This is a genomic window from Actinophytocola sp. (assembly GCF_036002505.1).
Classification (GTDB): Bacteria; Actinomycetota; Actinomycetes; order Mycobacteriales; family Pseudonocardiaceae; genus DASYTH01.
The window spans coordinates 15,865-41,193 of the sequence record NZ_DASYTH010000297.1 but is presented as its reverse complement, the minus strand read 5'-3'; the positions used below and the strand labels follow the sequence as shown (position 1 = coordinate 41,193).

Genomic DNA, 25,329 nt, shown 5'->3' with positions numbered 1-25,329 from the left:
CGGGGCCGGGCCGGTGTTTGATGCGCTCCGCAAGGTCCGCCAAGCCGGCATCTCCTCGCAGGCTCGGAGTTGCCGGAGTATCGATGATTCGCTCCGCAAGCTCCGCTCATGACCGCGCACCACCCGGCACGTTGAGCAGCTCGTCGGGCTGGTCGAGCGGCCCGGCGGTGTCCACGATGACGCCGTCCCGCAGGAAGACCACCCGGTCCGCCCACGCCGCGTGCCGCGCGTCATGCGTGACCAGGACACCCGCCGCCCCACCGTCTACTTTGGAGCGAAGGAGCCGGAGCACGGCCTCGCCGGTCTGCGAGTCCAGCGCCCCGGTCGGCTCGTCGGCCAGGATCAGCCGGCGCTCCCCGATCAGCGCCCGGGCGATGGCCACCCGCTGCTGCTGCCCGCCGGAAAGCTCGTCCGGGAACCGCTGGCCGAGACCGTCGAGGTCCACTTCGGACAGTGCGGCCTCGGCGAGCGGGCGGGCCTTCCGCACCGGCATCCCGTCCAACTCCAGCGGCAGTGCCACGTTCTCCGCCGCGGTGAGGCTGGCCAGCAGGTTCAGGTCCTGGAACACGTAGCCCACCCGGCGTCGCCGCAGCGCCGCCAGCGCCCGCCGGCCGCACTCCCCCAGCGACGTGCCGTCCACCGTGACCGTGCCCTGGGTCGGCGAGTCCAACCCGCCGGCCAGGTTCAGCAACGTGGACTTGCCGGACCCGGACGGCCCCATCACCGCCACCAGCTCCCCCTGCCCCACACTCACCGAAACCCCCCGCAAGGCATGCACCGCCGTCGCCCCACTGCCGTGCACCCGGTGCACCGCATCCAGCTCCAAGATCGTCATCGACGTGCCCCCTCCTCACTCGGTTCCTCTTCGGGCGCGACCGGGACCGGCTCCGGCGGCGCGGCATAGCGGCTCAGGCTCGCCTCGCAGTGGTCCAACCAGCGCACCTCCGCCTCCGCCTGGAACAGCATCGAGTCCAGCACCAGCCGCCAGGCCAGGTCCCCGGGCGCGGCGGACCGCGACTTCAGCCGGGTGAGCTCCTGCAACCCGCGCATGGTGGCGGTGCGCTGGGTCTGCAGCACCGCCCGCGCGTCGACGCCCGGCGTGGTCAGCGCCAGCGCCAGCTTGATCGCCAGCTCGTCGCGCGGCCGGTCGCCACGGCTCACCGGGGTGGCGAACCAGAGCGCCAGCTCCGCCCGCCCCGCTCCGGTGATCTCGTAGGAGCGCTGCCCGCCCTCACCCTCCGGCAGCGCGCGCACCAGCTCGTCGCGCTCCAGCCGGGACAGGGTGGTGTACACCTGCCCGATGTTCAGCGGCCAGGTGCCGCCCGTGGACTCCTCGAACGCCGCGCGCAGCTGGTAGCCGTACATCGGGCCGCGTTCCAGCAGCGCGAGCAGGCCGTGCTTGACTGACATGGATACCGAGTATGCATACTCGGTATGGTCAAAACAAGAGCCAGTTTGGTCAGGTGTCGTGGCTGGCGGGTGGGTCCGGGCGACGGGGCGGGTGACGGTTGGCTGGGTGGCCGGGAAAGAAGGCAAGGACGAGGGACTGGTGAGACTATTGGGCGGTCGACACATGCCCTGAAGGCGGCCTTCAGGACGCTCAACGTCCCGAAGGCCGCCTTCAGGGCATTGGTCAACGCCCCACCGGTCCCACCAGCCACACCAGACCCGATCACCCCGATCACGATGGACAACTCCCGGAACCCGGCGCCCGACCGGCCCGGCCGCCTTCCCAAGCCATCTTCAAAGCCGGGCGCCCACCCCAAACCGCCGCCCGCCGACGCCACCGGACCACCCCGGCGAGCCACGCGCCCACCGCCGCGAGCCCGCCGGGCAACCGACTTGTCGCCGATCAGTCCTCGCCGGGGCGCCGCGAAGCGGGGATGGCGGCGCGGCGGGGGCGGGTGAAGCGGGCGGCGATGACCAGGCCGGCGGCGATCAGCACCAGGTTCTTCATGACGAACTCGCCCTCAGCGGTCAGCATCAGCGGGTTGCCGTGCTGGAAGGTGACCTCGGGCTGCATGACCAGGGAGAGGAACGTGCCGGCCAGGTGGGCCACCATCACGGCGCACACCACCGTGAGGAAACGTCCGACAATCATGGCGACCCCGATGGCGACCTCGAACAGGCCGAGCGCGGGAATGAGCCAGGCGCGATTGAACCAGGGCAGCGTGTGCGCCACGAAATCGGCGACCGGTGTGCTACCTACCAGCTTCAGTGCGCCGAACCAGACGAACACGATGCCGACCGCCCAGCGCAGCAGGGGCAGGCTGATACGGCGCAGCTCGTCGATGGCCCGCACTTCCAACGCCTGAAACTTTCGGACCGCGGCCGGCAGCACACGGTGCGAACCGGAAGCGGCGGCGGGCACGGCTATGGCGTTGTCAACTATTTCTCCAGGCATGGCGCGAATCCCCTTCTAACCTCGAAAAACAAACCACCATGCGCGCCCTTGATCCATCAAGTGTGCCCACAGACACCAGGAATTCACAAGACACTTAGGTGGTATTAGTGATTTCGAAAAGTTACAATTGGATTCGAGCAAATTAGCGAGCCCCGCAGTTTAGCGATCCGTTCCAGAGTGCATGATCCGAACAAAATGAAGGACCCCCTCGGGGGGAGTCCGAGGGGGTCCTGCACGGCACCTCAGGTGAGCTCGATGAGCGGGAAGGCCCGGTGCCTGCGCGGCGGGATCAGGTAGTTCTGCCGGCGGGTGGCGGTGATGAACCGCTCCAGGCCGTGGTCCTCCTCCTCCAGGTCGAACTGGTCCAGCAGGTCCAGCGAGCCCTGGTTGCGCCGCAACGTGCTGAAGAAGTCGGCGCTCGGGAAGAACCCGGAGAACTGCAGCTTCGGCGTGTTGCGGCCGGTGGTGGTGTCCATCGCGTCGAAGCCCGGCCCGTCGATCCGCAGGTGGATCGGCCGCCCGTCGGACGCCCGGCCGGACCGGTGCAGCGCCGAGACGTGCCCGATCCGGGCGAACTGCTGCGCGGACTGCTGGGCGTAGTTCGCACCGCGGAACACGTTCGGCAGGAAGGCACCGCGCCGGCCGAGGTTGCGCGGCCCGCCGCCGTCCCGGAACGGATCCGTGGGATCCTCCTGCACCTGCGGCGGGGCCTCGAACATGTACTGCAGCCGCTCGCTGAACGGCTCCCGGACGTCGTCGCCCGGCTCTTCCGGCGGCGTACCGTCCACATAGAACTGGCGAAGGTCGAGCAGCAGATGCGACAGGTGCTGGATCGCGCCGTTGTCGAAGTAGCTGCCGGCCGCGGCGTTGGTGAGCTTGATCCCGCCACCGCCTACGAACGTCACGTTCTGCGGCGGTGCGCTGGCGTCCACCTGCTGGTCGGCAAAGCCCATCCACATCGGGGAGAACGGGTTGACGAAGTCCGCGAAGACGAGGCCCTGAGTGGCCGCCACGTTCCGGGGCAGGCCCATCTGGACGAACTCCGCGCGGGTCGAGGTGATCGTCATGCCGGCGTCGAACACCGGCGAGGGCTGTGCCCGGCCCAGCATCCGGTTGCTGCCGCCCAGCCACTGCACCACATCGGCGATCCGCGAGGCGTCGTCGCCGCGCACGGTGAACAGGATGTCGTTGCTCTCCATGACGACCGGCACGGTGAACTCGGCCCGGCGCAGCTCCAGCGTCCGGTTCCCGGGCGCCACGTCGGTCGGCCCCGGCACCGCGCGCTTGAGCACCCGCTGCCCCGCCGGCAAACCGTTGAACGCCACGGTGAGCGGCATGTTGGCGGTGACCACCGTGGCGGGCAGCCGGGCGAAGTAGTTGTCGCTGTAGGACACGTGCGTCATCACGCCGCCGGGCGAGTACGGGTAGTTCGCCTCGATGTTGCGCAGCGCCGCCTCCATCCGCACCTGGTCGGCCTTGGACGGAGCCCGGGCCAGCCGGGCGGTGACGAACACCGTGTGGATGGGCGGCATGGCCACCGGCACGCCGTCGATGGTCTGCGCGGGCGGCATGAACGGGCCGATGTCGAACTGGACGTCCGGGAACGCGAGCGTGCCGGGGTCGGCCCAGGCGACCCGCTCCGGAACCCAGCCCAGATTGTCGAGCAGGCCCAGAGTGCCGATGGCGGCCATCGCCCCGGCGAACGCGCCGCCGGTGCGCAGCGCCATGCGGCGCGACACCGGCCGCGTGAGAATAGGAACCATATTGCTGGTGTCGGCCTGGGCCGGTCGCCCATGCGCCACCGGGCAGCGTGAAGTATGTCGACCAGAGGTTTTTTCAGCCACAGGGACCCTCCGTGGTGGTGGGAAAGGCAGTCAGCGCAAATAGACCCAGGGATGCAATACCTGGACCGATTCCAATATATGAGTCAAGGTCAACAAGACTCCACGACCAGAACCACTCAAGTAACGCGACCGTGACCCCGCGGATCGGAGAAATCCCACGCCACACAACGAATACGGGTGAATTTCGGCCGTCGGATGAGAAACCCTTGGGGGTTCGGAACGCCGTCCGTTTTGACCCGGCAAATCCCGACATCACCGGTCTGTCCACCGGCATTACTTAGGAGGGTGGCCCCGTACTCAGGTACCGTCCAGGGCCACCCTCCGCGCCCGGACTACTGCCCCCGGCTGGTCGGGTCCACCCGGGCGAAGGTGAGCAGGTCCACCATCGTGAAGTCCCCGGTCGGCAGCCCGCCGCGGCGCGGCAGCGTCGGCACCCAGCCCGGCTGGGTCGCGAGGTAGGCGCCGGGGTCGAGCTGGAGCAGGCCGACGAACACCTCGGCGACGATCCGCGCGCCGACGCCGGCCAGCCGCTGCCCGCCGGCCACCTCGGCCTCCTTCAACGCGTAGTACCACAGCGGGGTGCTGCTCGGCAGGCCGTGGCCGAGCTGCTGCAGCTCCGGGAAGTGCTCGGCCCACAGCGGCTGGATGCCGAGGGCCATCGCGATCTGCTGGCCACCGGGTATGGACCAGGTGACGTGCCGGAGCAGGTTGCGCTGCGGCAGCGCGGTCGGCGGGTCACCGCTCGCGATGGCCCCGAGCGGCAGGTTGAACAGCGGCGTGGAGATCTTCGTGTCGATCCGCTTGTTCGGCCGCACCGCGCCGTCACCGAAGTTGAAGAACGTCTGCCAGCCGATGAACCGCCGGCGTGCCCGGGCCCCGCCGCGCAGGTCCACCGGGTCGGCCTGGCCCTCGCCCGCCGGGTCGAAGACGAAACCGAAGAACGCCGGTGCGCCGCTGGCCGCGGAGCCGCCCGGGTCGCCGGCCAGGTTCGCCCGGTAGGACGGCCGGACCATGCTGTGCCCGAACCGGTAGCAGGCGCCCTGGAACTCGACCGGGATGAACTGCTGCCCGGCCGCCGGCCGGTAGACCCGCCGGCCGTTGCGCAGGACGTCGTCGATCAGCGGCTGGCCGACGATCTGCGGCAGGAACTCGTGCAGGATGATCCACTGGTAGTGCCAGCGGACCGTCCGCTGCGCGGCCGCGAACACGTTCGTCTGGCCCTGCGCCCGCAGCGTGTCCACGACCCGGTTGTGGAACAGCAGGAACGCCGCGTGCAGCCCGGAGATCATCAGGTTCTCGTCGTTGCGCGGGTCCCCGATGATCGCCGTGCCGTTGGCCTGCCGGGGCAGGTCCTCGAACAGGCCGCCGCTCTCCACCCGGAACTTGTCCCGGTCCGCCGGGTCGTAGAACTGCGGGTCCAGCGCCGGTCCACGTCCGTAGACGGAGTCCAGGTCCAGGGCCGGCGTCCGGGTGTTGGGTGACGTCTCGGGGGCGGTGACCACACCCAGCCGCGAGGTCTGGTCGAAGGTCATGTCGTGGTCCAGGAACTGGCCGAAGAACGTGGTGCCGGCCGTGTGCGTGGGGTTGTCCTGGTTGTTCGGGCTGAGCTCCGGGTTGGTGATCAGCCGGATCGGGCCTTCGGACAGCGGGTCGCGCGCGTCCATGAGGCCGCCCGGGGCGCCCATCGCCGACAGCGCGGTACGCAGCGACGAGGAGTTGAAGTCCGCGAACGGGGCGAGATTGAAGATCCGGCCGAACCGGTCCGGGCTGGTGGCCAGCCCGCCGGCGGCCTCGGTGATCACTTGTGCGAGGGCCTCGGCCGGGCGCAGCGCGAGCGCGCCGGCGCCGAGCCCGAGCCCGGTCAGGAAGCCACGCCGTTTGAGGCGTGCGTCAGTACCCATGGTGTCGACCTCCTCGTCGACTTTCTGTGGAAGATCTCTCGTGGTGGGAACGGTGGGCGATGCCGCGGGTGGCGGCGGGCCGCCCACAGGCCCGCCGCCCCCGCCGTGTGGCAATACCTGCGCCACACCGGGAAGGTTGCCTCTGAACCCCTTCCGGAAATAGTCCTCTTTGTCCCTTAGGGGGTTTTTGTTCTACTTATTCCCGTTGGCCTGGTTTTAACTGACCGAGCAGGTGTTGCCGTTGAGGGGTGAATGTGGCCGGCGCCGGGTTGGAGCCGGGGACGGTGCCGTTGAACCCGATGTTCGTCGAGCCGCTCGGCGCAAGGGCGCGGTTGAAGTCCTGACTGGTCGCGGTGACGTCGGGGCTGCCCGTTGTCTGCCCCAACGCCGCGCCCCAGCCGGGCAGGGTGGTGAACACGACCGGCGGTGTCGGCTGGGAGAGGTTCCCGGCGCCGTCCCGGGCGCGCACCACGATGACGTGCACGGTGCCCGGGGCGAGCCCGGCCAGCCGGACCGAGTTCAGGATCGTCTGCAGCAGCAGGGTGTCCGTGCCGCCCTGCCGCCGGTAGACGTTGTACCCGGCGAGCCCTGATCCACCCGTGTCCGTGGACGGCGTCCAGGACAGCGACGCACCACCGGCGGTCACGTCGGTGACCGTCGGTGTGCCGGGTACGGTCGGCGGAATGGTGTCGACCGGACCGGCGGCGAGCGCGTCGCGCACCGCCGCGTAGGCCGGTTTCCGCACGAAGTTCTGATCCGCCAACGAGGACGAGCCCTCGTTGGGGAACGTCACCGGCACGAACGAGTACTTGTCGGTGTAGTTCCGCACGGTGACCCCGACGCACCGGGTCACCACCAGGCACGCGTTCACCACGTCGCGGTAGACCGTGGCCTGGGTGGCGAACTTGGCGCTGTCCGGCGGCAGCGGCATCCGCACCTCGAGCTCGGTGACCGCCACGTCCAGACCGAGATCGGCGAACCGCTGCAGGTTCTGCCGCATCCCGCTCGGGAACGGGAGCTGGATCGCCACATGCGCCTGGAAGCCCACGCCGTCGATCGGCACTCCCTGCTGCAGCAACGACTGCACCAACAGGTACAGGCCGTCGCTCTTCGCGCCGATGCCCTCGGCACCGAGCTCGCCCCGGTACAGCTTGACGTTCGGGTCGGCCGCCCGGGCCGCCCGGAACGCCTCGGCGACGTACCCGGGCCCGAGCTTCTGCAGCCAGAAGGACGGCCGCAGCGACCCGTCCGCGGCCAGCGGTTCGTTGACCACGTCCCAGGCGGACAGCTGGCCCTGGTAGTGGGTGACCAGGGCGCTGATGTGGTTCCGCATGGTGGTGCGGAGATCGGCGTTGGTCAGACCCTGCAGGTACGCCGGGGACTGGCTGTGCCACACCAGGGTGTGCCCGCGCACCGCCTGGCCGTTCGCCCGGGCGACGGCCACGATCTCGTCGCCGCGGGTGAAGGTGAACTGACCGCGGATCGGCTCGGTCACGTCCCACTTCATCGCGTTGCCCGGGGTGAGCGAGGTGAACTCGGTGTTGATGATCGGCCGGTAGACCGGGTCGGGCAGCTCGTTGTGGTCCACCGCGTCGCCGAAGTACCGGCCCCGCGCGGCGGCGAGGGCACCCAGCGAACCGGGTGCCGCCGCCTGCGCGGGAGCCGGCACGACCGCGCCGACGATCACTCCACAGAGGACTGTGAGCGTCGCCTTGCGCATGCTCGACCTCCTAGCCGGTCGTGCAGGCGGTGCCGTTGAGCGTGAAGCTCGTCGGCGCCGTGTTGGTACCGGTGAACGTGCCGTTGAACCCGATGCTGGTGTTGCCGCCGTTCGGGTTGAGCGTGCGGTTCCAGTCCAGGTTGGTCGCGGTCACGTTGGCGCTGCCCGTGGCCTGGGTCCAGGTCGCGCCCCAGCCCGGCGGGGTCAGCCGCTGGCCGGAGGGGTAGCTGAACGCCAGCGTCCACCCGTTGATCGCGGTGGTTCCGGTGTTGGCGATCGTGACGCTGGCCGTGAAACCGCCGCCACCGCCCCAGTTCGGGGCGCTGTAGGTGACCCGGCAGGTGCCGGTTCCGGTACCCGCCATGGTGGTGAACGTGGCGGCCCCGGACGCGGTCGACAGGTTGCCGGCCCCGTCCCGGGCCCGCACCACCACCACGTACTGCGTGGACGGGGTCAGGTTGGTCAGGTTCGCCGAGTTCGTCGTCGACTGCTGCAGCAGCGCGTCCGTCGTGCCCTGCCGGCGATAGACGTTGTACCCGGCGAGCCCGCTGCCGCCCATGTCCGTCGACGCCGTCCACGCCAGGCTGGCGCTGTTCGACGTCACGCCGGACACCGTCGGCGTACCGGGTGTGGTCGGCGGGGTGGTGTCGGTCGGTGTACCGGCCAACGCGTCCCGTACCACCGTGTAGGCGGACTTGTTCACGAAGTTGCCGTCGGCCAGGTGCGCCGAGCCCTCACCGGGGAACACGCCCGGAATCCACGAGTACTTGTCGGTGAAGCCCCACTCGGTGATCCCGACGCAGCGGGTGACCGCGAGGCACGCGTTCACCACGTTGCGGTAGTACGTGTCCTGCGTGGCGACCTTGGTGGCGTCCGCCGGCAGCTGCATCCGCACGTCCAGCTCGGTGATCGCCACGTCCAGGCCGAGGTCGGCGAACCGCTGCAGGTTCTGCTGGAACTGCGTGGGGAACGGGAACTGGACGGCCAGGTGCGTCTGGAAGCCGACACCGTCGATCAGACCCTGCTGTTTCAGCGACTGCGCCATCGTGAACACGGCGTTGCTCTTGGCGCCCATGCCCTCGATGTTGAAGTCGTTGTAGTACAGCTTGACGTTCGGGTCGGCCGCCCGGGCTGCCCGGAACGCGTCGGCGATGTAGGTGTTACCGAGCTTCTGCAGCCAGAACGACTGCCGCATCGTGCCGTCATCGTTGAACGCCTCGTTGACCACGTCCCACGCGGACAGCTGCCCGACGTAATGCGTCATCACCGTGCTGATGTGGCGGTTCATCGCCGCGCGCAGATCGGTCGCGTTCAGGTTCTGCACCTGGGTGGGCGTCTGCTGGTGCCACACCAGCGTGTGCCCGCGCACCGCCTGGCCGTTCGCCCGGGCGATGCCGACGATCTCGTCGCCCTTGCTGAAGTTGAACTGCCCGAGGGTCGGCTCGGTGGAGTCCCACTTCATCCCGTTGCCCGCGGTCAGCGAGGTGAACTCGGTGTTGATGATCGGCCGGTACTGCGGATCGGCCGCCTCCTGGTTCACCACGTTGTCCACCGCGTCGCCGAAGTACTTCCCGCGCGCGGCGGCGAGCGCGCCGAGCGAGCCCGGCGCCGCCGCCTGCGCGATGGTCACCGTCTGCACGGCCGCCGGCACGACGACACCGGCCACAGCGAGTGCACCGCCGAGGGCAGCCGTCAATAACTTGTTGCGCATGACCGCCTCCCTCATGCCGTGCACGCGGTGCCGTTGAGCGTGAAGCCCGTCGGCGCCGTGTTGGTGCCGGTGAAGGTGCCGTTGAACCCGATCGTGGTCGTGCCCGTGCCGGCGTTCAGCGTGCGGTTCCAGTCCAGGTTCGTCGCGGTCATGTTGGCACCGCTCTGCGCCCAGGTGGCGCTCCAGCCGGGCGGGGTGATCTGCTGCCCGGACGGGAAGGCGAACGCCAGCGTCCAGCCGTTGATCGCGGCCGTGCCGGTGTTGGTGATCACCACGTTGGCGGTGAACCCGTTGGAGCCGGTGCCCCAGTTCGAGGCGCTGTAGGCGACCCGGCAGGTTCCGCCGGTGCCGGACTGGGTGGTGAACGTGACCGACGCGGACAGAGCGGACTGGTTACCGGCGCCGTCGCGCGCCCGGATCAGCAGTACGTACTGCGTCGCCGGGGTCAGGTTGGTCAGCGTCGCCGAGTTGGTCGTCGACGTGGACAGCACCGTGTCCGTGGTCCCCTGCCGGCGCACGATGTCGTAACCGGCCAGACCACTGCCACCGGCATCGGTCGACGCCGCCCAGGCCAGACTCGCCCCGGTCGAGGTCACGTTGGACGCGGTGGGTGTGCCGGGCGTGGTCGGCGGAGTGGTGTCGCCGCCACCGGCCTGCGTGGTGAACGTGACCGAGCCGGACAGTGCGGACTGGTTGCCGGCGCCGTCGCGCGCTCGGATCAGCAGCACGTACTGCGTGTTCGCGGTCAGGTTGGTCAACGTCGCCGAGTTCGTCGTCGACGTGGACAGCACCGTGTCCGTGGTCCCCTGCCGGCGCACGATGTCGTAACCGGCCAGACCACTGCCACCGGCATCGGTCGACGCCGCCCAGGCCAGACTCGCGCCCGTCGAGGTCACATTGGACGCGGTGGGCGTGCCCGGCGTGGTGGGCGGCGTGGTGTCGCCACCACCACCGGGTGGGAGGGCCTGGTCGATCGCGGTGTACGCGGGCTTGGGCTGGTAGTTGTTGTCGAGCGGCAGCGCGAAACCCTCGTTCGGGAAGGTGCCGGGCACCCAGGAGTGCAGGTCGGTGAAGCCCCACATGGTGATCTGGTTGCACCGCGAGACGGCGACGCAGGCGTTGACCATGTTGCGGTAGAAGGTGGCCTGCTGGGTGTCCTTGTTCGCGTCGCGCGGGGTCTGCATCCGGACGTCCAGCTCGGTGATCTTCACGTTCAGCCCGAGGTTGGCGAACCGCTGGAAGTTGGCCTGCACGTTGCTCGGGAAGCCGAACTGGATGGCCAGGTGGCCCTGGAAGCCGACGCAGTTGATCGGAACACCCTGCTGCAGCAACGACTGCACGAGGTTGAACAGGCCGTTGCTCTTGGCGTTCTGGCCCTCGGTGTTGAAGTCGTTGATGCACAGCTCGGCGTCGGGGTCGGCGGCGCGGGCGAGCCGGAAGGCGTCGGCGATGTACCCCGAGCCGAGGCGCTGCAGCCAGAACGAGTTGCGCATCGTGCCGTCCTCGTTGAACGCCTCGTTCACCACGTCCCAGGAGCGGACGTCACTGCCGTACCGGGTGAGCAGGGCGTTGATGTGCCGTTGCATCGCGGCGCGCATGTCCGTGGCGTTCAGGCTCTGCACCCAGCCCGGCGTCTGGCTGTGCCAGACCAGCGTGTGCCCGTGGATCTGCTGGCCGTTGGCCCGGGCAGTGCTCACGATCGTGTCGGCGCCGCCGAAGGTGAACTGACCGGGAGCGTTCGGCTCGGTCGCGTCCCACTTCATCGCGTTCTCGGCCGTGACGATGTTGAACTCGCGGTTGAGCACCGTGCGGTACATCGCCTCGTTCGCCAGCGCGTTGGTGTCCACCGCCGTGCCGATCATGGGTCCGCCGTGACTGCGCAGCGGAGCGGCCTGTGCCGGTGTCGCCAGCACGACCGTTCCGAGCGCGCCTAGTGCAGCGCAAATTGCCGCAGCAAGCAATTTCCTTCGCATTGAGGGCCACCTCTGTTAGTTGAGCGAGATGGCGGTCCATGCCCGGCGGCTCGGGCGGTGTCAGCGTCCCACCCGAGCCGGTCCGGGGTGTGTACAGCCATCCCTATCCGGTTGAACACTGGTTGTTGTTGATCGTGAAACTGGTTGGCTGTGGGTTGCTGCCGGCCCACGAGCCGGTGAATCCGATGTCGATCGAGTTACCAACTCCAATATTTGCGTTCCAGTCGAAATTGACCGCCGAGACGCTGGCGCTACCGGTCGCCTGCGTCCAGGTCGCGCTCCAGCCGCTCGTGACGCGCTGGGTCGCCGGGAAGTTGAACCGCAGCGTCCACCCGTTGATCGCCGCCGTGCCGGTGTTGGCGATGTTCACGTTGGCGTTGAACCCGGTGTCCCACTGGTTGGTGATCCGGTAGGTCACCCGGCAGTTGCCCGGTGGCGTGCTGGTCGTTGTGGTCGACGTCGTCGTCGTGGTGCGGGTGGTGGTCGTCGTCGTGCTGGTGGACGTCGACGTGGTGGTGCTGCTGGAGGTCGTGGTCCCGCCGCCGTTCCGGTCGGCGTAGAGCACACCCCGCCCGTTGGTGCCGAGGTACACGCGGCCGTAGACCCGGGGGTCACCGGTGATCGCATCGCCCGCGTTGCCGTACTGGTGCGCGCTGTCGTTGATCTGCACCCAGTTCGTGCCGGCGTCGTCGGACCGGAACACGCCGGTCACGCCGCCGACCGTGCCCAGGATGAACAGCGCCGGGTTCGTCCGCCCGGGGGCCGCCCGGCCGAACCCGATGCTCTTCGCCGAGGTCACCGAGGCGATCTTGGTGAAGCTGGTGCCCGAGTTGGTCGAGCGGAACACGCCGGTGTCGCCGGCGAGCCAGATCTCGCCCTCGGTGCCCGGGATCGCCTTGAACTTCCCGGTGCTGGGCAGTCCTGTTTGGACCGTCGCGGTGAACGACTGGCCGCCGTTGGTGCTGACGTAGAACTGGCCGCCGTTGAACCCGTAGAACTTGCTGGCGTTGACCCGGTCCGACTCGACCTGCGACAGCGTGGGCAGGCCCTGCACCTGGGTCCAGGAGTTGCCGAAGCCCACCGAGAAGACCGGCGTCTGGCCATTGGGTGCCCAGACGAACCGGCTGCCGTCGGCGTTGGCGGCCACCGTGCCGCCCTCGTTGATGCCGCCGGGTTCGCTGCCCTGGAACCAGTTCGCGCCGCCGTCGGTGGAGAACGCCACGTGGCTGTCGTTTGGGCGGTCGGCGTCGGCGAAGTTGCCGGCCCGCACCATGATGCTCGGCGTGCGCTCGGCGTAGTCCAGGCTGGACGTGGTGGTGAAGTACGGCTGGGTGAACGTCTTCGACGGGACGGCGTCCAGGTTGGTGTGCTGGAACCCGCCGACGTCACCGAGCCCGGAGATCAGCGGCGCCCCGGACGGCGGGCTGATCAGGTCGAGCACCGCGGTCTCCTCCAGCCCCGCGACCATCGGCTTGATCGTGATGTTGCCGCCGGTGTCGAACGTGGTCAGGTTGGTGCTGCCGTAGATGGTGGCGCCGGTGCCGTACATGAACCGGTTGGAGTTGAACGGGTCGATCTCCAGCGCCTGGGTCATCCAGCCCAGCTTCAGGAAGGACTCCGGCGCCGCCGGGTTCGGGTTGGGCCCGAAGGCCATCCACGGCACCGACGTGATGTCCTGCGTGTAGCGGTTGGCGCGGGTCGGGAAGCTCGGCACGTCCCAGAGCCGCTGCCAGGTGGCGCCGCTGTCGGTGCTGCGGAAGATCCAGGTGTCCGGCCACCACGAGCTGTAGCCGGTGACCATGAGCGTGCCCGGGCGCTGCATGTCGAGGGAGAGGCCGGCATGCCCGTAGTACGGTGCGGTGTTGCCCAGCGGTGGCGGCGGAGTCACGTTGGTCCAGGCGCCGGTCGCCGTGGTGTAGCGCCACACCGCGCCGTTGGTGCCGTCGTACGGGCCGCCGTTGTTGCTGGTGGTGATGTACAGGAAGCCGTTGACCTCGTCCAGCGCGCCCTGCTGCGCCATCATGCCGGTCGGCTGGCCGGCGAGGGCCGTCCAGGTCGATCCGCCGTTGGTGCTGCGGTAGACGGTGGTGGTCAGGTCGGAGACGCCGGCGTAGATGGTCTGCGTGGCGTTGCCGGTCGAACCGGTGCGCTTGTCGAACGTCACCCACACCACGCCGGGCTTGTGCGACAGGTACTGGTTCGGGTCGTTCGGATCCTGCGACCAGGTGCCGGGGTTGGGGAAGCTGGTCACCTTCGCCCAGGTGGCGCCGAAGTCGGTGCTGCGCCACAGGCCGTTGCCCTCCGGCGCTCCGAAGTAGACGGTGCTGTTCCGGTTCGGGTCGACCGCGAGGCGCTCGCCCATGCCGCGGCCGGGCATGTTTCCGCCCAGCTTGAACGGCAGGTTGGTGGTCTGCCAGGTGTTGCCCCTGTCGGCCGAGCGCAGGATGGCGCCGTTGTTGGGGTCCCAGCTGTTGGTGTACATGCCGGCGGCCGCGTAGACCCGGTTGGTCTCCACCGGGTCGGTGGCCAGGGCACTCACCCCGTTGAAGCCCCAGTTGTTCTGGCCCACCCAGTCCAGCAAGGGAATCCACCGCTGGGTGCTCTCGTTCCAGCGGTAGGCCCCACCGATGTCGGTGCGGGCGTAGATCAGGTTGCGTTCGGTCGGGTTGAACACGATGCCCGGCACGAAGCCGCCACCGGCGATCTGCACGTTCTTCCAGGTGTACGGCTCGCTGGCCAGGATGTCCCCGGCCGCCGCCGGCGCGGTCTGGACGGCTCCCTGGACCGCCACTATGACCGAGCCGGCGACGACCATCCCGGCCAGCGCGTGAGCTAGCTTCCCTCGCATGGTCGACCCTCCATTGTGTGGATTTCGCTGCAGGACCCACATTAGGTAAGAGCCTGTGGACAATTGTGGACTGGGTGTGCAGTATTCAGTGTTCGTTACTCCTCGTGTGCTATTTCCTCCTTATGAAGTCGAGCACGTGTTGCCGTTCAGCGTGAAGGCCGTGGGCGCCGGGTTGGACGTTCCGGTGAACGAGCCGTTGAAACCAATACCGACCGACGCATTCGGCGCCAGGGTGCGGTTCCAGTCCAGGTTCACCGCGGTGACGTTCGCACTGCCGGCGGCCTGGCTCCAGGTGGCGCTCCAGCCGTCGGTGACGCGTTGACCGGCGGGGAAGGTGAACGCCAGGGTCCAGCCGGTGACCGTGGCGGTGCCGGTGTTGGTGATGGTGACGTTGGCCGTGAAGCCGGGCGTCCCACCCCAGTTGCTGGATTGATAAACGACGCGGCAGCGCCCGCCGGTGGTGTCCGGCAATGTCGTGAACGTGACCGCGCCGGAGGCCGCCGACAAATTCCCGGCATTGTCCCGGGCGCGCACCACGATCTGGTACTGGGTGGCCGGCGTCAATCCGGTCAGGGTCGTCGAATTCGTCGTCGAATTCGACAGCAACGTGTCCGTCGTGCCCTGCCGGCGGTAGACGCTGTATCCGGCCAGACCGCTGCCCGACCCGTCCGAGGACGCCGTCCAGGCGAGGCTCGCGCCGGTTGCGGTCACCGCGGACGCGGTCGGCGTGCCGGGTGTGGTCGGCGGCGTCACGTCCCCGCTGCCCCCGCTCATCTGGTTGGCGGCGTTGGTGAGGACGGTTGCCGTGCCGGATGGGGTGACGACACGGAAACCGTCGAAGTCGGGGTAGAGCTGGCCGTCGTCCTGGATCCCGGTGAGCAGCCAGAACATGAAGCCGCCACCGGCACTCCCCATGCGCAGCGCGTTGGTCCACGCGGTGTACGTCGCGTCCCTTGTGGACTGGTCGGTGCTGCCGAACTCCTCGAGGATCTCCGGCTTGTTCAGCGTGGTGCCCACCGAGTTGTGGTCGTTGATCCACCCCGTGCCCCAGTCCTGCGCCGGGGACTGGCCCCAGCCCTGGGGGTAGAGGTGGTAGGTGCCGAAGTCGATGTTCGGCAGCGCGGTCAGCCGGGCGTGGTCGACGCCGTCGGTGATGTTGTACGGCCAGCTGCCCGCGGTGCCGCCGACTCCGGGGTGGAAGCCCTCGTCGCCCACGGACACCATGTGGTTGCTGTCAATGCCCTTGATGAACGTGGACATCTCGCCGGCCCAGCCGGTCAGCGTGTCCGCGGTGCAGGTGCCGGAGGCGGGCAGCGAGGCGTTGATACAGCGCGGCTCGTTGCCCAGCTCCCAGGCGAACACCGCCGGGTCGTTCTTGTACTGCACCCCGGTGATCGTGTTGGTCCGGTTGAGGATCGCCGAGATCCAGTCCCTGTAGTTCTGCTTGATCCGCGTGTCGGTGTAGAACTGGTCGTGGAACTGCAGGCCGTACCAGGTGACGTACTGGTCCATACCACCGAAGTCGCGCCAGTTGTTGACGAACGGCAGGATCAGCTTGATCCCGACCGCGTTCGCCTTGGCCAGCATGTAGTCCAGCTTCTGCAGCCCGCCCGCGCCGGTGTTGATCTCCGGCTTGTTCAGCGCGTTGCTCCACCGCTGCGTCCACGCGTCCGGGCCGGCCGAGCAGCCGCCGGCCGAGTTCGGCTTGTCCCCGCCGCACTCCAGCGACGTCCACGCCCGCAGCACCTTGAGGTTCATGGCCACCGCGTCGCTGAACACGTCGTCGACCATGAGCTGCGACTTGTAGTGCAGGTAGTAGTTGTTCGTGCCGCCCCAGCGGAACGGCTGCCCGCCGAGGTCGAACGAGGACCCGTTGCGGGTGACGAACACCGGCCCGGCCGCCGCCTGCGGTGCGCCCGCCACCGCGAGGGTGGCCGCGGTCAGCACCGCGGCCCCCACTCCGGCGATCCAGCGGCCCCATTGCCTGCTGGTCATTGGGTTTCTCTCTTCCTCAGGCGGTGTCTTCTAGTTCGGGAATGTTGGCCGTGGTCGTGGGTCGCCTTGACTGGGTGGTCACCGGACCGTTCCTCGGGCAGACCTCGTTCCTCGGCCTACCCTCGTCGCGGTAGGCCAACTCCCTCACCTCGCATTCCGCAAGCTTCATGCGACCGTGCAGGCCGAACCGTTGACCGTGAAGTTGGTCGGGCGCGCGTTGGTCCCGGTGTAAGCGGCCTGGAATCCCATGTCCCGCACCGTGGCGCCGGCCGCGATCGTGCGGTTGAAGTCCAGGTTGACCGCGGTGACGTTGGCGCTGCCGGCCGCCTGGGTCCAGGTGGCGCCCCAGCCGTTGGAGATCCTCTGGTTGCCGGCGAAGGAGAACGCCAACGTCCAGCCGTTGATCGCGGTGGTGCCGGTGTTGGCGATCGAGACCTGCGTGGTGAACCCGGTGCCCCAGTCGTTGGGGACCCAGGTCACCGTGCAGCGCACCGGCGGGGGTGGCGTGGTGCTGGTCGAGGTGGTCGGGCCGGTGGTGCCGGACGTCGGCGGCGCGTCCACGCCGAGCAGGAACGGGTTGAGGATGTTCTGCTTGCGGGTGTTCACGGTGGTCCAGTCGTCGTTGAGGATCCCGCCGGTGTCACCGGAGTTGGGGTTCCACGACCAGAACGTGAAGTTGATCCCGTTGCTGCCGGTGCCCATGTAGTTCATCAGCGCGCGCAGCCAGGTCTCGTCCCGCGGATCCTGAAGGGTGGTGCCGAACTCGCCGACCAGGACCGGCGCCACGTTGTTCTGCACCAGGAAGCCCCACATCCGGTTCCAGATGCCGGGCATGTTGTTCGGGAAGGTCGGGTCGGAGAACCACGGCTGCTGGAACACCGAGGTGGCGTAGTCGTGGGCCGAGTAGACCAGCCGGTTGGCCACGTTCAGCCGCACCGGGAACTGCGCGGCGCCCTGCAGGTTGCCGCCCCACCAGTAGCCGTCGTTGTTGAAGTTGTCGATGCCCTCGACCACGATCAGCCAGTTCGAGTTGATCGCCAGGATGGCGTTGCCGGCACGCTCGGCGGCCAGCCGCCAGTCGGTGGTCATGCTGCCGGTGCCCCAGGTGGAGCCGCCGCCGCCCTGGATGCCGTGCGGCTCGTTGTGCAGGTCGGCGCCGATCACCGCGGTGTTGCCGGCGTAACGGCGGGCCAGCATCTGCCAGTCACTGATCCACCGGCTCTCCGGGTACTGCGCGGTGTACCAGAGCGCGGACTGCGCGCCGGAGTCCGGTCGGTGCCGGTCGAGCAGCACCTTCATGCCGATCTGCCCGGCGTAGGCGATGATCTTGTCCATGATCTGGATGCCGGACAGGCCCTGGAGGTCCGGGTTCAGGTCGAAACGGATGCTGTTCGGGGTGCTGCTGGCGTCGAAGAGCTGGCTGGAGAACGGAAGCCTGAGCGTGTTGTACTTCAGGCTCTTCATCTGGTCCATCATGTCCTTGTAGCCGCGCGACCAGAGCCCGTGCGGGGTGTAGTTCGCGGTCTCCAGGCCGAACCAGTTGATGCCGGTCATCCGCACCGGCTGGTTGTTGCTGTCCAGCAACTGCTTTCCGTTGGTGTGCCAGAAACCCACGCCGGCGGCGGCCGCCGGGGGCGGAGCCGCGGTCAGCGCGACGACCGGCACCAGCCCGAGCACGAGCAGTGCCGGTAGCAGGGAAAGCAGTATCTTGCGGCGGAAAAGGCGTTTCATGGTGGGAGCTCCCTCGCTCAAGCGGTCGTGCAGGGTTGGCCGTTGAGGGTGAAGGTGGTGGGCGGCGAGTTCGTGCTCGGGTGCGTGCCGTTGAAGCCGAAGCTCCACGAGCCACCCGGTGCGATCGACTGCGGCCCGGTGGCCGTCACCGTCCCGCTGCCGGCGGCCTGCGTGAAGGTGGCGTTCCAGCCCGGCTGCGAGACCCGCTGCCCGTTCGGGAACGTGAACACAAATGACCATCCACTTGCGACGGTCGAACTTCCGGTGTTGGTCAGCGACATGTTGGCGGTGAACCCGTCCGAGCCGGTACCCCAGTCGCTGGCCGTGTAGCTCACCCGGCAGCCACCCGGCGGTGGACCCTGCTGGGTGGTGAAGCTGAGCGTCGCCGACGGGGTGGACTGGTTGCCCGAGCCGTCCCGGGCGCGCACGTACACCTGGTAGACCGTGCTGGGCGTGAGGCCCTGCAACGTGACCGAGTTCGTGGCGGACTGGGCGAGCAGCGGATCCGGCGGTGGCGCGCCGGTCACCCGGAACAGGTCGTAGCCGGCCAGCCCCGAGCCACCGGCGTCGGTCGACCCGGTCCAGGACAGCGTCGCGCTGGTGGCGGTGACGTTCGCCGCGGTCGGCGTGCCGGGCTGGGTCGGCGGCGTCGGGTCGTTGACCGGCGGGCCGGGCGCATTGCCGTAGATCTTCGTGGTGCCCGCGTACAGCTCCATGTTCTGCACGGTGACCGGCGTCGCCCCGGGGGTCTTGGCGATGTCCTGATAGGACCAGTCGTTGGTCGGGTCCCAGAGAGCGGCCCCTGCGCTTGCGATCCGGAACTGGATCTCCCGGCGGGACGGCGACTGCCCCTGCGGCGCGATGCTCTGCCCGGCGCAGCTCACCGTGACGTAGTAGACGTTGCCGGAGAACAATGTCGGCCCGGTCGGCGCCGAGCACTGGCTGAACGCCGTGGACAGCGTGATCTGGCTCGGCGTGGTGGCGCCGTCCAGCGTGAAGTAGTACCGGAACGAGGCGTTGTTCACCGCGCGGGCCGGCCACGCGGAGTGGTTGAAGATCAACGTCTTGATCTCGGTGAAGTTCGTGCCGGAGGCGTTCACCCCGGCCTGCAGGAAGAGCTCCGGGCCGTCCGGGGTCTCCGTCGGCGGGAAGCTGGCCAGCGGGCTGCCGCCGAACTCCTGGAACATCCGGACCAGCGCGCTGGTGAACCCGGCGTTGTAGTCGGTGGCCACCTCGTTGCGCTGGAAGTCCTGCCGGCTGTCGGCGTAGGAGTCGTCGGCCGAGCCCGGGCCGCCGACCAGCGCGCCGTACAGGATGTGCCGGCTCAGCGTGGGCTCGGCGATGTTGTCCGACCAGGACCCGTGCGCCGTGCGGTGATGCGGGTTCCGCGGCGGATTGCTGCCGAACCCGACCAGATACGAGGCGTTGCGCGGGTTCTCGCCGAGCGCATAGTTGATCTGCCGCACGGCGAAGTCGTGGTAGCGGGTCTTGCGGGTGGCGTCGGTGGTCCAGTCGCTGTACACGAACGCGGCGAACGCGGTGTTGGCCGCGTACCGCAGGGATCCCCAGACGTCGAGGAACGCCTGGCCGCCCGGCGAGTACCGGACCCGCTGCCCGTTGACCCCGACGGTCCAGAAGTCCAGCCACCGGTTGGCGTCGTCGATGTACTTCTGCTTGCCGGTGATCCGGGCCAGCAGGATGTAGGTGCCGAACGACTTGTCGTCCCAGGCCAGGGTCCACTTGAACGGCCGCAGACCGGCCTGGTCGAGCGGAATCCGGTCGTACTCGGTCTCCGCCTTGGTCAGGAACGCGGTGTCACCGGTGGCCCGGTAGAGCCAGGTCGCACCCCACACCAGCTCGTCCTGGAAGCCGCTGAACGACTGGTAGAAGCCGGCGGCGTCGGTGATGCAGTCGGAGTACTTGCGCCGCACGGTGTCGGCGAACGTGTAGAGCTGCCGGGCGTGCGTCACCAGGGTGTCCGCATAGGACGGATTGGTCGGGCGGAACACCATGGAGGACGCGGCCAGCGCGGCCGCGGTCTCCCCGGCCAGGTCCGACCCGCCACAGGTGGCGTCGATCTTGAACGCCGGCCGGGTCATCGGCATCACCTCGACCGGGCCCCACCAGCCGTGGTCCGGGCCGCCGGCGCCGACCTGTCCATAGAGGACGTTCGGCGCGGTGTGCGCCTTGAGGAAGTAGTCCGTGGCCACCTTCAGGTTGTTGGTGAGACTGGTGAGCTGGCCGGACTGGGTGTACGCGTTGCGGTACTCCACCGCGCCCCAGGCCAGCATGGTGGCCGAGAACGCCATGGGGAAGCCGAACTTGACGTGGTCACCGGCGTCGTACCAGCCACCGGTGAGATCCACACCGGCCGACTGGCCGTCGGTCATGCCCGAGTCACCCCGCCAGCTCACCCGGTTCCACGACGGTTTCGGCCCGGAAACCTGGGCCTCGTAGAACCAGATCGCCTTCTGCAGGGCTTCGCCGTAGTTGAACGTGGCGGCGTGCGCGGGTATGGCGCCAGGAGCGACGAGCACGGCTCCCAGTGCCAGTCCGAGCGTAGCGAGGATGGCTCGAACACGCATTGTCCTCGATCCCTCCGTTGGGTAAGGACGGTATGGAATTTGTTGCGGTGAAAGGAGGCGGGGCCCGCGCCGACAGGGTGCAGCGGGCCCCGCCACCGTCTTATGGGGTGGGGAACAACCGGCCGTAGTCAGCCATCGCCAGGGCGATGTCGGCCTGCGCCCAGAACCGGTGGTACCGGAAGCTGGGTGCCGCGCCGCCGTTCAGGAACGTCTGCACCTGCGGCCACGCCTGGTCCTGCTGGTACCAGGACCGGATCGACATGAACGTCGAGCTCTGGTTGATCGCGTCGCCGTTGGCCATCGTCCCGGTGAAGCCGGACGGAACGAAGACCGGGTCGTCGAACCGGTTGTAGTCGGTCCGGGTCTCGGTCACCGAGATGCCCTTGGTGTCCTGGTTCGGAGTCGCCCACATCGCGTCGAGCAGGCTCTTGGCCAGGTCACGGGACACCGTGTCGCCCGCGCGCGCCGCGTAGTACATCAGTGTCTTGGCCAGAGCGGCCGTCACACCGACGTCGTTGCCACGCTCGACGACCGAAACGTGCAGGCCGGCGTTGGCACCCGGGGTGGTCGGGTTCCAGGTGTCCGGCTGCCCGGACCAGCCCAGCTTGCTCGGGATGGACCAGGTGCCCGCCGCGGCGTTCACCGTGGTGTTGGCGCGCGCCCAGGAGACCCACTTGTCCAGGATCGTCTTCGCAGCCGCGTTGCCGGTCACGTTGTAGTACTCGGCGACGCGTTCCATCGACCACACCTGCATGCCGAACCACTCGTTGCTCGGCGGGTCGTGGTAGACGGGCTGGAAGTCGTAGAACATCCCGTAGAAGGTCGGGTCACCGGCCGGCGGAGTGGCGTACCGCCCGGCCCAACTGTTGGTCGCGCCACCGGCGATGCCGCCCTCGTTGGACTGCAGCCACCGGTAGAACTCCATCTGCCGGGTGAGGCTGCCGGCCCAGTCGGCGGCCGCGGTCGGCGACTGCGGCCGGAGTTGCGGCACCGTCGACAGCGCGAACGCGGCCAGCGGGTTCTGGTAGCCGAAGTGCGCCTGGCTCGACCCGATGCGCCACGCCCAGGCGCCGTCCATCGCGCCGCCCCAGGCGTAGTACCAGGTGAGCAGGCCGGTGGAGGCGTCCTTGCCGGTACCGGCCGGGCAGGTGGTCGGTCCGACGCAGTTGCCCACCTTCTTGAAGTACTTGTCGTAGAACGCGTACCTCAGGTAGTCGCCCAGCTTCGCGGCCTTGCCCACGGTGGTCGCGGTGTCGGCCTGCTTGCCCTGCTGGGTGGACCAGGTCAGGGCCCAGTAGGCGGCCTGCACGGCGCGGGCGTCGGCGTCCGGCGCGTTGGTGTAGCGCCATTGCCTGGCATAGCTGGAATCCTGGATGAACAGCGGCAGGAACCCGTTGGGCCCACCCTGTCCGGCGTTGAACGGCTCCCAGGACGGCTGCGGGATGGTCTCCCACACCGACTCCTGCGGGCCACGCTGGAAGGTGTTGATGTAGGCCGGGCTGGTGTTGGCCTGCCCGCGGCGGCCGTAGCCGTACCGGTTGTCCACGTCCTGCAGCCAGTGCATGCCGTAGATGTCCCGGGTGCCGTACGTGCTCTGCAGCTCGTTGGCCAGCGGGTCCGGACCGGTCGCGACGTTGTTGTCCAGCGGCGACGGGTACTGGTTGGGCAGGTCGAACTCGGGCGCGAAGGTCGCCGTGTCGTTCGGGTTGTAGCCGGCGTTGCCCGGCTGGTCGGCCGACGTGGGGATGATGTGCGTCTCCATCGACTGCCAGGCCGTGTTGAACCGGCTCCAGTCCTGGGTGGCCTGGCCGTACGCGGCCTCGAGCCAGAGCCAGTAGCTGTACGCCTCGGACGTGGTGACGTGGCCGTAGTCCGGCGCCTCGACGATCAGCGTCTCGATCGAGTGGTACGGGATCTTCGGCGTGTGGCTGCTGAAGTACCCGGCACCCGTGGCCATGATCTTGTTGTACTGCGTCATGAACCGCTGGGCCATGTCGGACAGGTCGTTGTCCGTCTCGGTGGCCGTGATGGTGGCCGCCGTGTGCCCGGTCGCGGTGGCGGAGAACGTGGCCACGCCGTTGGCGCTGTCGGTGTCCTCGGCCGCCCGCAGCGTCACGTTCTGCGGGGTGTTCCAGGTGGTGGCGTTGAACGTCAGCGCGGCCCCCGCGGACACCGTCAGGTCGGCGTCACCGGAGGTCTTGGCGGTGTTCACGGTGACCGTGCCGGTCGGCTGCTGGGACAGCCGCAGGGCCACGGTGGCCGTGCCGTTCTCCGGGACGTTGATCGCCGCGGGTGCCGCGACGACGGCCGGTCCGGTGTTCGGCCGCACCGTGATGTCCACCGGTGTCGAGGCGCCGACCGCGCCCGCGTTGTCGGTGGCCCGGGCCGTCAGCACGTAGTTGCCGGCGGCCACGTTCTGCCAGGTGGCCGCGTACGGGCTGGAGTTGTCGGTGCCGACCAGGACGTCGGAGCCGCCGTTGTTGGCGAAGAAGTCCACCTTCGCCACGGTGCCGTCGGTGTCGGCGGCGGTGGCGGCCAGCGGGATGTTGCTGCCCGCGGTGAAGCTGGCGCCGGAGGCCGGCGAGGTCAGCGACACGGTCGGCGGCTGGTTGACACCGCCACCGCAGACGGTGCCGTTGACGGCGAAGTTCGTCGGCTTCGCGTTGGTGCCGCTGTTGGTGGCCTGGAACCCGAACTCGGTGAACTGACCGTTGGCCAGGTTCCCGTTCCAGCTCAGGTTCGTCGCCGTGACGTTGGCGCTGCCGGCCGCCTGGGTCCAGTTCGCGCTCCACCCGGGCATCTGAATCCGCTGGTTGCCCGGGAACGTAAAGGTGAGTGACCACCCGTTGAGGGCGTCACCGCGGTTGGTGAGCCGGATGTTCGTGACGAAGCCCGCGCCCCAGTCGTTCTGGATCGTGTAGTCGACCGAGCAGGCGATGGCTTGTGGCGATACGTCCGCGGCCACGGCCAAGGGTGTGGCCGCGACGCTGATGGCCAGGATCGCGCTTGGGAGCGCTCCCAGCCGGTTTAGTCGTCTCATTGGGTACTCCAGGTGGTCAGGCCGCGTCCGGGTGGCCGCATGGGTCGCGAGCGACATTCTGGGAGCGCTCCCAGAAATCCGTAAACAAGTTGTTACCAGGTGATCACCTGAGGTGTCAATGTTTCACCGTGCCCAAGATGACTGCCGCACGACATTGATACGCAACTTGAGACACCTGCCGTTGACACACGGACGTTACACGCTTGATCCTGGGAGCGCTCCCAATCGCTTTCGGTAACTGAAAGGAGACGGTGGGCCACATGAGAGCACTCCACAAGGTGGGGGTGGGCGCCATGACCGCCGCCCTCACCGGCGCCCTGCTGGTGGTGTTGCCCGGGCCCGTCGCGTTCGCGCACGGTTCCACGGTTTTCCCCCCTTCCCGCACGTACGCGTGCTACGTCGACGGCCTGAACGGCGGAAACGGAGGGGATCTGTTCCCGACGAACCCGGCCTGCCAGGACGCCTGGCTCAACGGTCCGCAGGACCACTTCGCGTTCTGGAACTGGTTCGGCAACCTGCTCAGCAACGCCGGCGGCAACCACCGGACGATCGTTCCGGACGGTAACCTCTGCGGACCGCAGGATGCGTTCATCAAGTTCCGGGCCGGCCGGCAGGACTTCCCGACCACCGGAATGCAACCCGGTGCCAACGTCACGTTCCGCTACAACGCCTGGGCGCCGCACCCCGGCACCTGGCAGAGCTTCGTGACCCGGGACGGCTGGAACCCCGATCTGCCACTCAAGTGGTCTGATCTGGAGGCCACGCCGTTCAACTCGGTGACCAACCCGCCGCTCGACGGCAGCGGCCCGCTCGGTCGCGAGTACACCTGGCCGGTTACCTTGCCGGCCAACAAGTCCGGCCGCCACATCATCTACACGATCATGCAGCGCTCGGACAGCCCGGAGGCGTTCTACAACTGCTCGGACGTCTGGTTCGGTGCGGGCGCGCCGCCGCCCCCGCCGCCACCGCCCCCGCCGCCGCCGGTCAGCTGCTCGGCCACCTACACGATCACGGCCAGCTGGAACGTCGGCTTCAACGCCAACGTGACGGTGACCAACACCGGCACCAACCCGGTCAACGGCTGGACCGTCCGCTGGACGTTCCCGAACAACCAGCGGGTCACCCAGTTCTGGGACTCCGACATCGCGCAGACCGCCCAGAACGTCACCGCCAACAACGCGAGATACAACCTGCACATCGACCCCGGCAAGTCGGTGACCTTCGGCTTCCAGGGCTCCCATGACGGCACCAACAACCCGCCGACGAACATCACGGCATGTCAAACCCCCACCGGTGCCAGCTCCACCTCAGCAACCCCAACCACCTTCATCAGCAACCTCTTCCTGCGGCTGAAGGCCCTCCCCACCCTGTTCCAGCACTTCAACCACCAGAACGGTGACGTGCAGTCCGTCGCACACCACCACGGCGGCTGATCCCGCCTCGCCCCACCCGAAGGCCGCCCCCGCCACCGCGAGGGCGGCCTTCGGCTTGCCAGCCCCGGAAAGCGGAACACACCTACGTCAACGCCGAACATGCCTACGCCAAAGCCGAACACGCCTACGCAGACCCGGAACATG

14 protein-coding genes are annotated in these 25,329 nt (G+C 68.5%); 1 reads left to right on the top strand and 13 read right to left on the bottom strand.

From position 1 onward, the window contains the following. Positions 1-106: 106 nt before the first annotated feature. The 13 genes from VGR06_RS26200 to VGR06_RS26140 all read right to left on the bottom strand — a co-directional run bounded on the left by VGR06_RS26200 (position 107) and on the right by VGR06_RS26140 (position 23,752). Positions 107-835, bottom strand: a complete 729-nt coding sequence (locus VGR06_RS26200) for an ABC transporter ATP-binding protein (RefSeq protein ID WP_327561790.1) — start codon at positions 833-835, stop codon at positions 107-109. Continuing rightward, positions 832-1,410 (bottom strand): PadR family transcriptional regulator, encoded by a 579-nt coding sequence (locus VGR06_RS26195; RefSeq protein WP_327561789.1) that lies wholly within the window; start codon positions 1,408-1,410, stop codon positions 832-834. Before VGR06_RS26195 ends, VGR06_RS26200 begins: the two co-directional genes overlap by 4 nt. 442 nt (positions 1,411-1,852) lie before the next feature. After that, positions 1,853-2,371: a hypothetical protein gene (locus tag VGR06_RS26190; RefSeq protein WP_327561788.1), complete on the bottom strand. Its 519-nt coding sequence runs from the start codon at positions 2,369-2,371 to the stop codon at positions 1,853-1,855. Between the two features lie 275 nt (positions 2,372-2,646). Continuing rightward, positions 2,647-4,143: a DUF7405 family protein gene (locus VGR06_RS26185; RefSeq protein WP_327561787.1), complete on the bottom strand. Its 1,497-nt coding sequence runs from the start codon at positions 4,141-4,143 to the stop codon at positions 2,647-2,649. A gap of 437 nt (positions 4,144-4,580) precedes the next feature. Next, complete coding sequence (locus VGR06_RS26180; RefSeq protein ID WP_327561786.1) at positions 4,581-6,149, bottom strand: heme peroxidase family protein; 1,569 nt, start codon at positions 6,147-6,149, stop codon at positions 4,581-4,583. A 196-nt stretch (positions 6,150-6,345) separates the two neighbouring features. Beyond that, positions 6,346-7,869: an endo-1,4-beta-xylanase gene (locus VGR06_RS26175; RefSeq protein WP_327561785.1), complete on the bottom strand. Its 1,524-nt coding sequence runs from the start codon at positions 7,867-7,869 to the stop codon at positions 6,346-6,348. Between the two features lie 10 nt (positions 7,870-7,879). Next, on the bottom strand, positions 7,880-9,580 hold the full coding sequence (locus VGR06_RS26170; protein ID WP_327561784.1) for an endo-1,4-beta-xylanase: 1,701 nt from the start codon (positions 9,578-9,580) through the stop codon (positions 7,880-7,882). Between the two features lie 11 nt (positions 9,581-9,591). After that, positions 9,592-11,493 carry an endo-1,4-beta-xylanase gene (locus VGR06_RS26165; protein ID WP_327561783.1) on the bottom strand — a complete coding sequence of 634 codons (1,902 nt, stop codon included), beginning with the start codon at positions 11,491-11,493 and terminating at the stop codon, positions 9,592-9,594. A 163-nt stretch (positions 11,494-11,656) separates the two neighbouring features. Then, the gene (locus VGR06_RS26160; RefSeq protein ID WP_327561782.1) at positions 11,657-14,401 is read right to left on the bottom strand and encodes a cellulose binding domain-containing protein; all 2,745 of its coding nucleotides are present in this window, start codon (positions 14,399-14,401) and stop codon (positions 11,657-11,659) included. Positions 14,402-14,521: 120 nt separating this feature from the next. After that, positions 14,522-16,396 (bottom strand): cellulose binding domain-containing protein, encoded by a 1,875-nt coding sequence (locus tag VGR06_RS26155; RefSeq protein ID WP_327561781.1) that lies wholly within the window; start codon positions 16,394-16,396, stop codon positions 14,522-14,524. 165 nt (positions 16,397-16,561) lie between these two features. Continuing rightward, entirely contained in the window at positions 16,562-18,127 is a 1,566-nt protein-coding gene (locus VGR06_RS26150) for a cellulase family glycosylhydrolase (protein WP_327561780.1), read from the bottom strand. A gap of 17 nt (positions 18,128-18,144) precedes the next feature. Beyond that, the gene (locus VGR06_RS26145; RefSeq protein WP_327561779.1) at positions 18,145-20,712 is read right to left on the bottom strand and encodes a glycoside hydrolase family 9 protein; all 2,568 of its coding nucleotides are present in this window, start codon (positions 20,710-20,712) and stop codon (positions 18,145-18,147) included. Positions 20,713-20,812: 100 nt separating this feature from the next. Further along, entirely contained in the window at positions 20,813-23,752 is a 2,940-nt protein-coding gene (locus VGR06_RS26140) for a glycoside hydrolase family 48 protein (RefSeq protein ID WP_327561778.1), read from the bottom strand. A gap of 260 nt (positions 23,753-24,012) precedes the next feature. Between VGR06_RS26140 and VGR06_RS26135 the strand changes: the two genes are divergently transcribed. Further along, the gene (locus VGR06_RS26135) at positions 24,013-25,185 is read left to right on the top strand and encodes a lytic polysaccharide monooxygenase (protein ID WP_327561777.1); all 1,173 of its coding nucleotides are present in this window, start codon (positions 24,013-24,015) and stop codon (positions 25,183-25,185) included. The last annotated feature ends 144 nt before the right edge of the window (positions 25,186-25,329 follow it).

Coding starts and splice junctions, on each gene's coding strand:
- VGR06_RS26200 (WP_327561790.1), bottom strand. CDS start 835: ATGACGATCTTGGAGCTGGATGCGGTGCACCGGGTGCACGGCAGTGGG.
- VGR06_RS26195 (WP_327561789.1), bottom strand. CDS start 1,410: ATGTCAGTCAAGCACGGCCTGCTCGCGCTGCTGGAACGCGGCCCGATG.
- VGR06_RS26180 (WP_327561786.1), bottom strand. CDS start 6,149: ATGGGTACTGACGCACGCCTCAAACGGCGTGGCTTCCTGACCGGGCTC.
- VGR06_RS26175 (WP_327561785.1), bottom strand. CDS start 7,869: ATGCGCAAGGCGACGCTCACAGTCCTCTGTGGAGTGATCGTCGGCGCG.
- VGR06_RS26170 (WP_327561784.1), bottom strand. CDS start 9,580: ATGCGCAACAAGTTATTGACGGCTGCCCTCGGCGGTGCACTCGCTGTG.
- VGR06_RS26160 (WP_327561782.1), bottom strand. CDS start 14,401: ATGCGAGGGAAGCTAGCTCACGCGCTGGCCGGGATGGTCGTCGCCGGC.
- VGR06_RS26155 (WP_327561781.1), bottom strand. CDS start 16,396: ATGACCAGCAGGCAATGGGGCCGCTGGATCGCCGGAGTGGGGGCCGCG.
- VGR06_RS26150 (WP_327561780.1), bottom strand. CDS start 18,127: ATGAAACGCCTTTTCCGCCGCAAGATACTGCTTTCCCTGCTACCGGCA.
- VGR06_RS26145 (WP_327561779.1), bottom strand. CDS start 20,712: ATGCGTGTTCGAGCCATCCTCGCTACGCTCGGACTGGCACTGGGAGCC.
- VGR06_RS26140 (WP_327561778.1), bottom strand. CDS start 23,752: ATGAGACGACTAAACCGGCTGGGAGCGCTCCCAAGCGCGATCCTGGCC.
- VGR06_RS26135 (WP_327561777.1), top strand. CDS start 24,013: ATGAGAGCACTCCACAAGGTGGGGGTGGGCGCCATGACCGCCGCCCTC.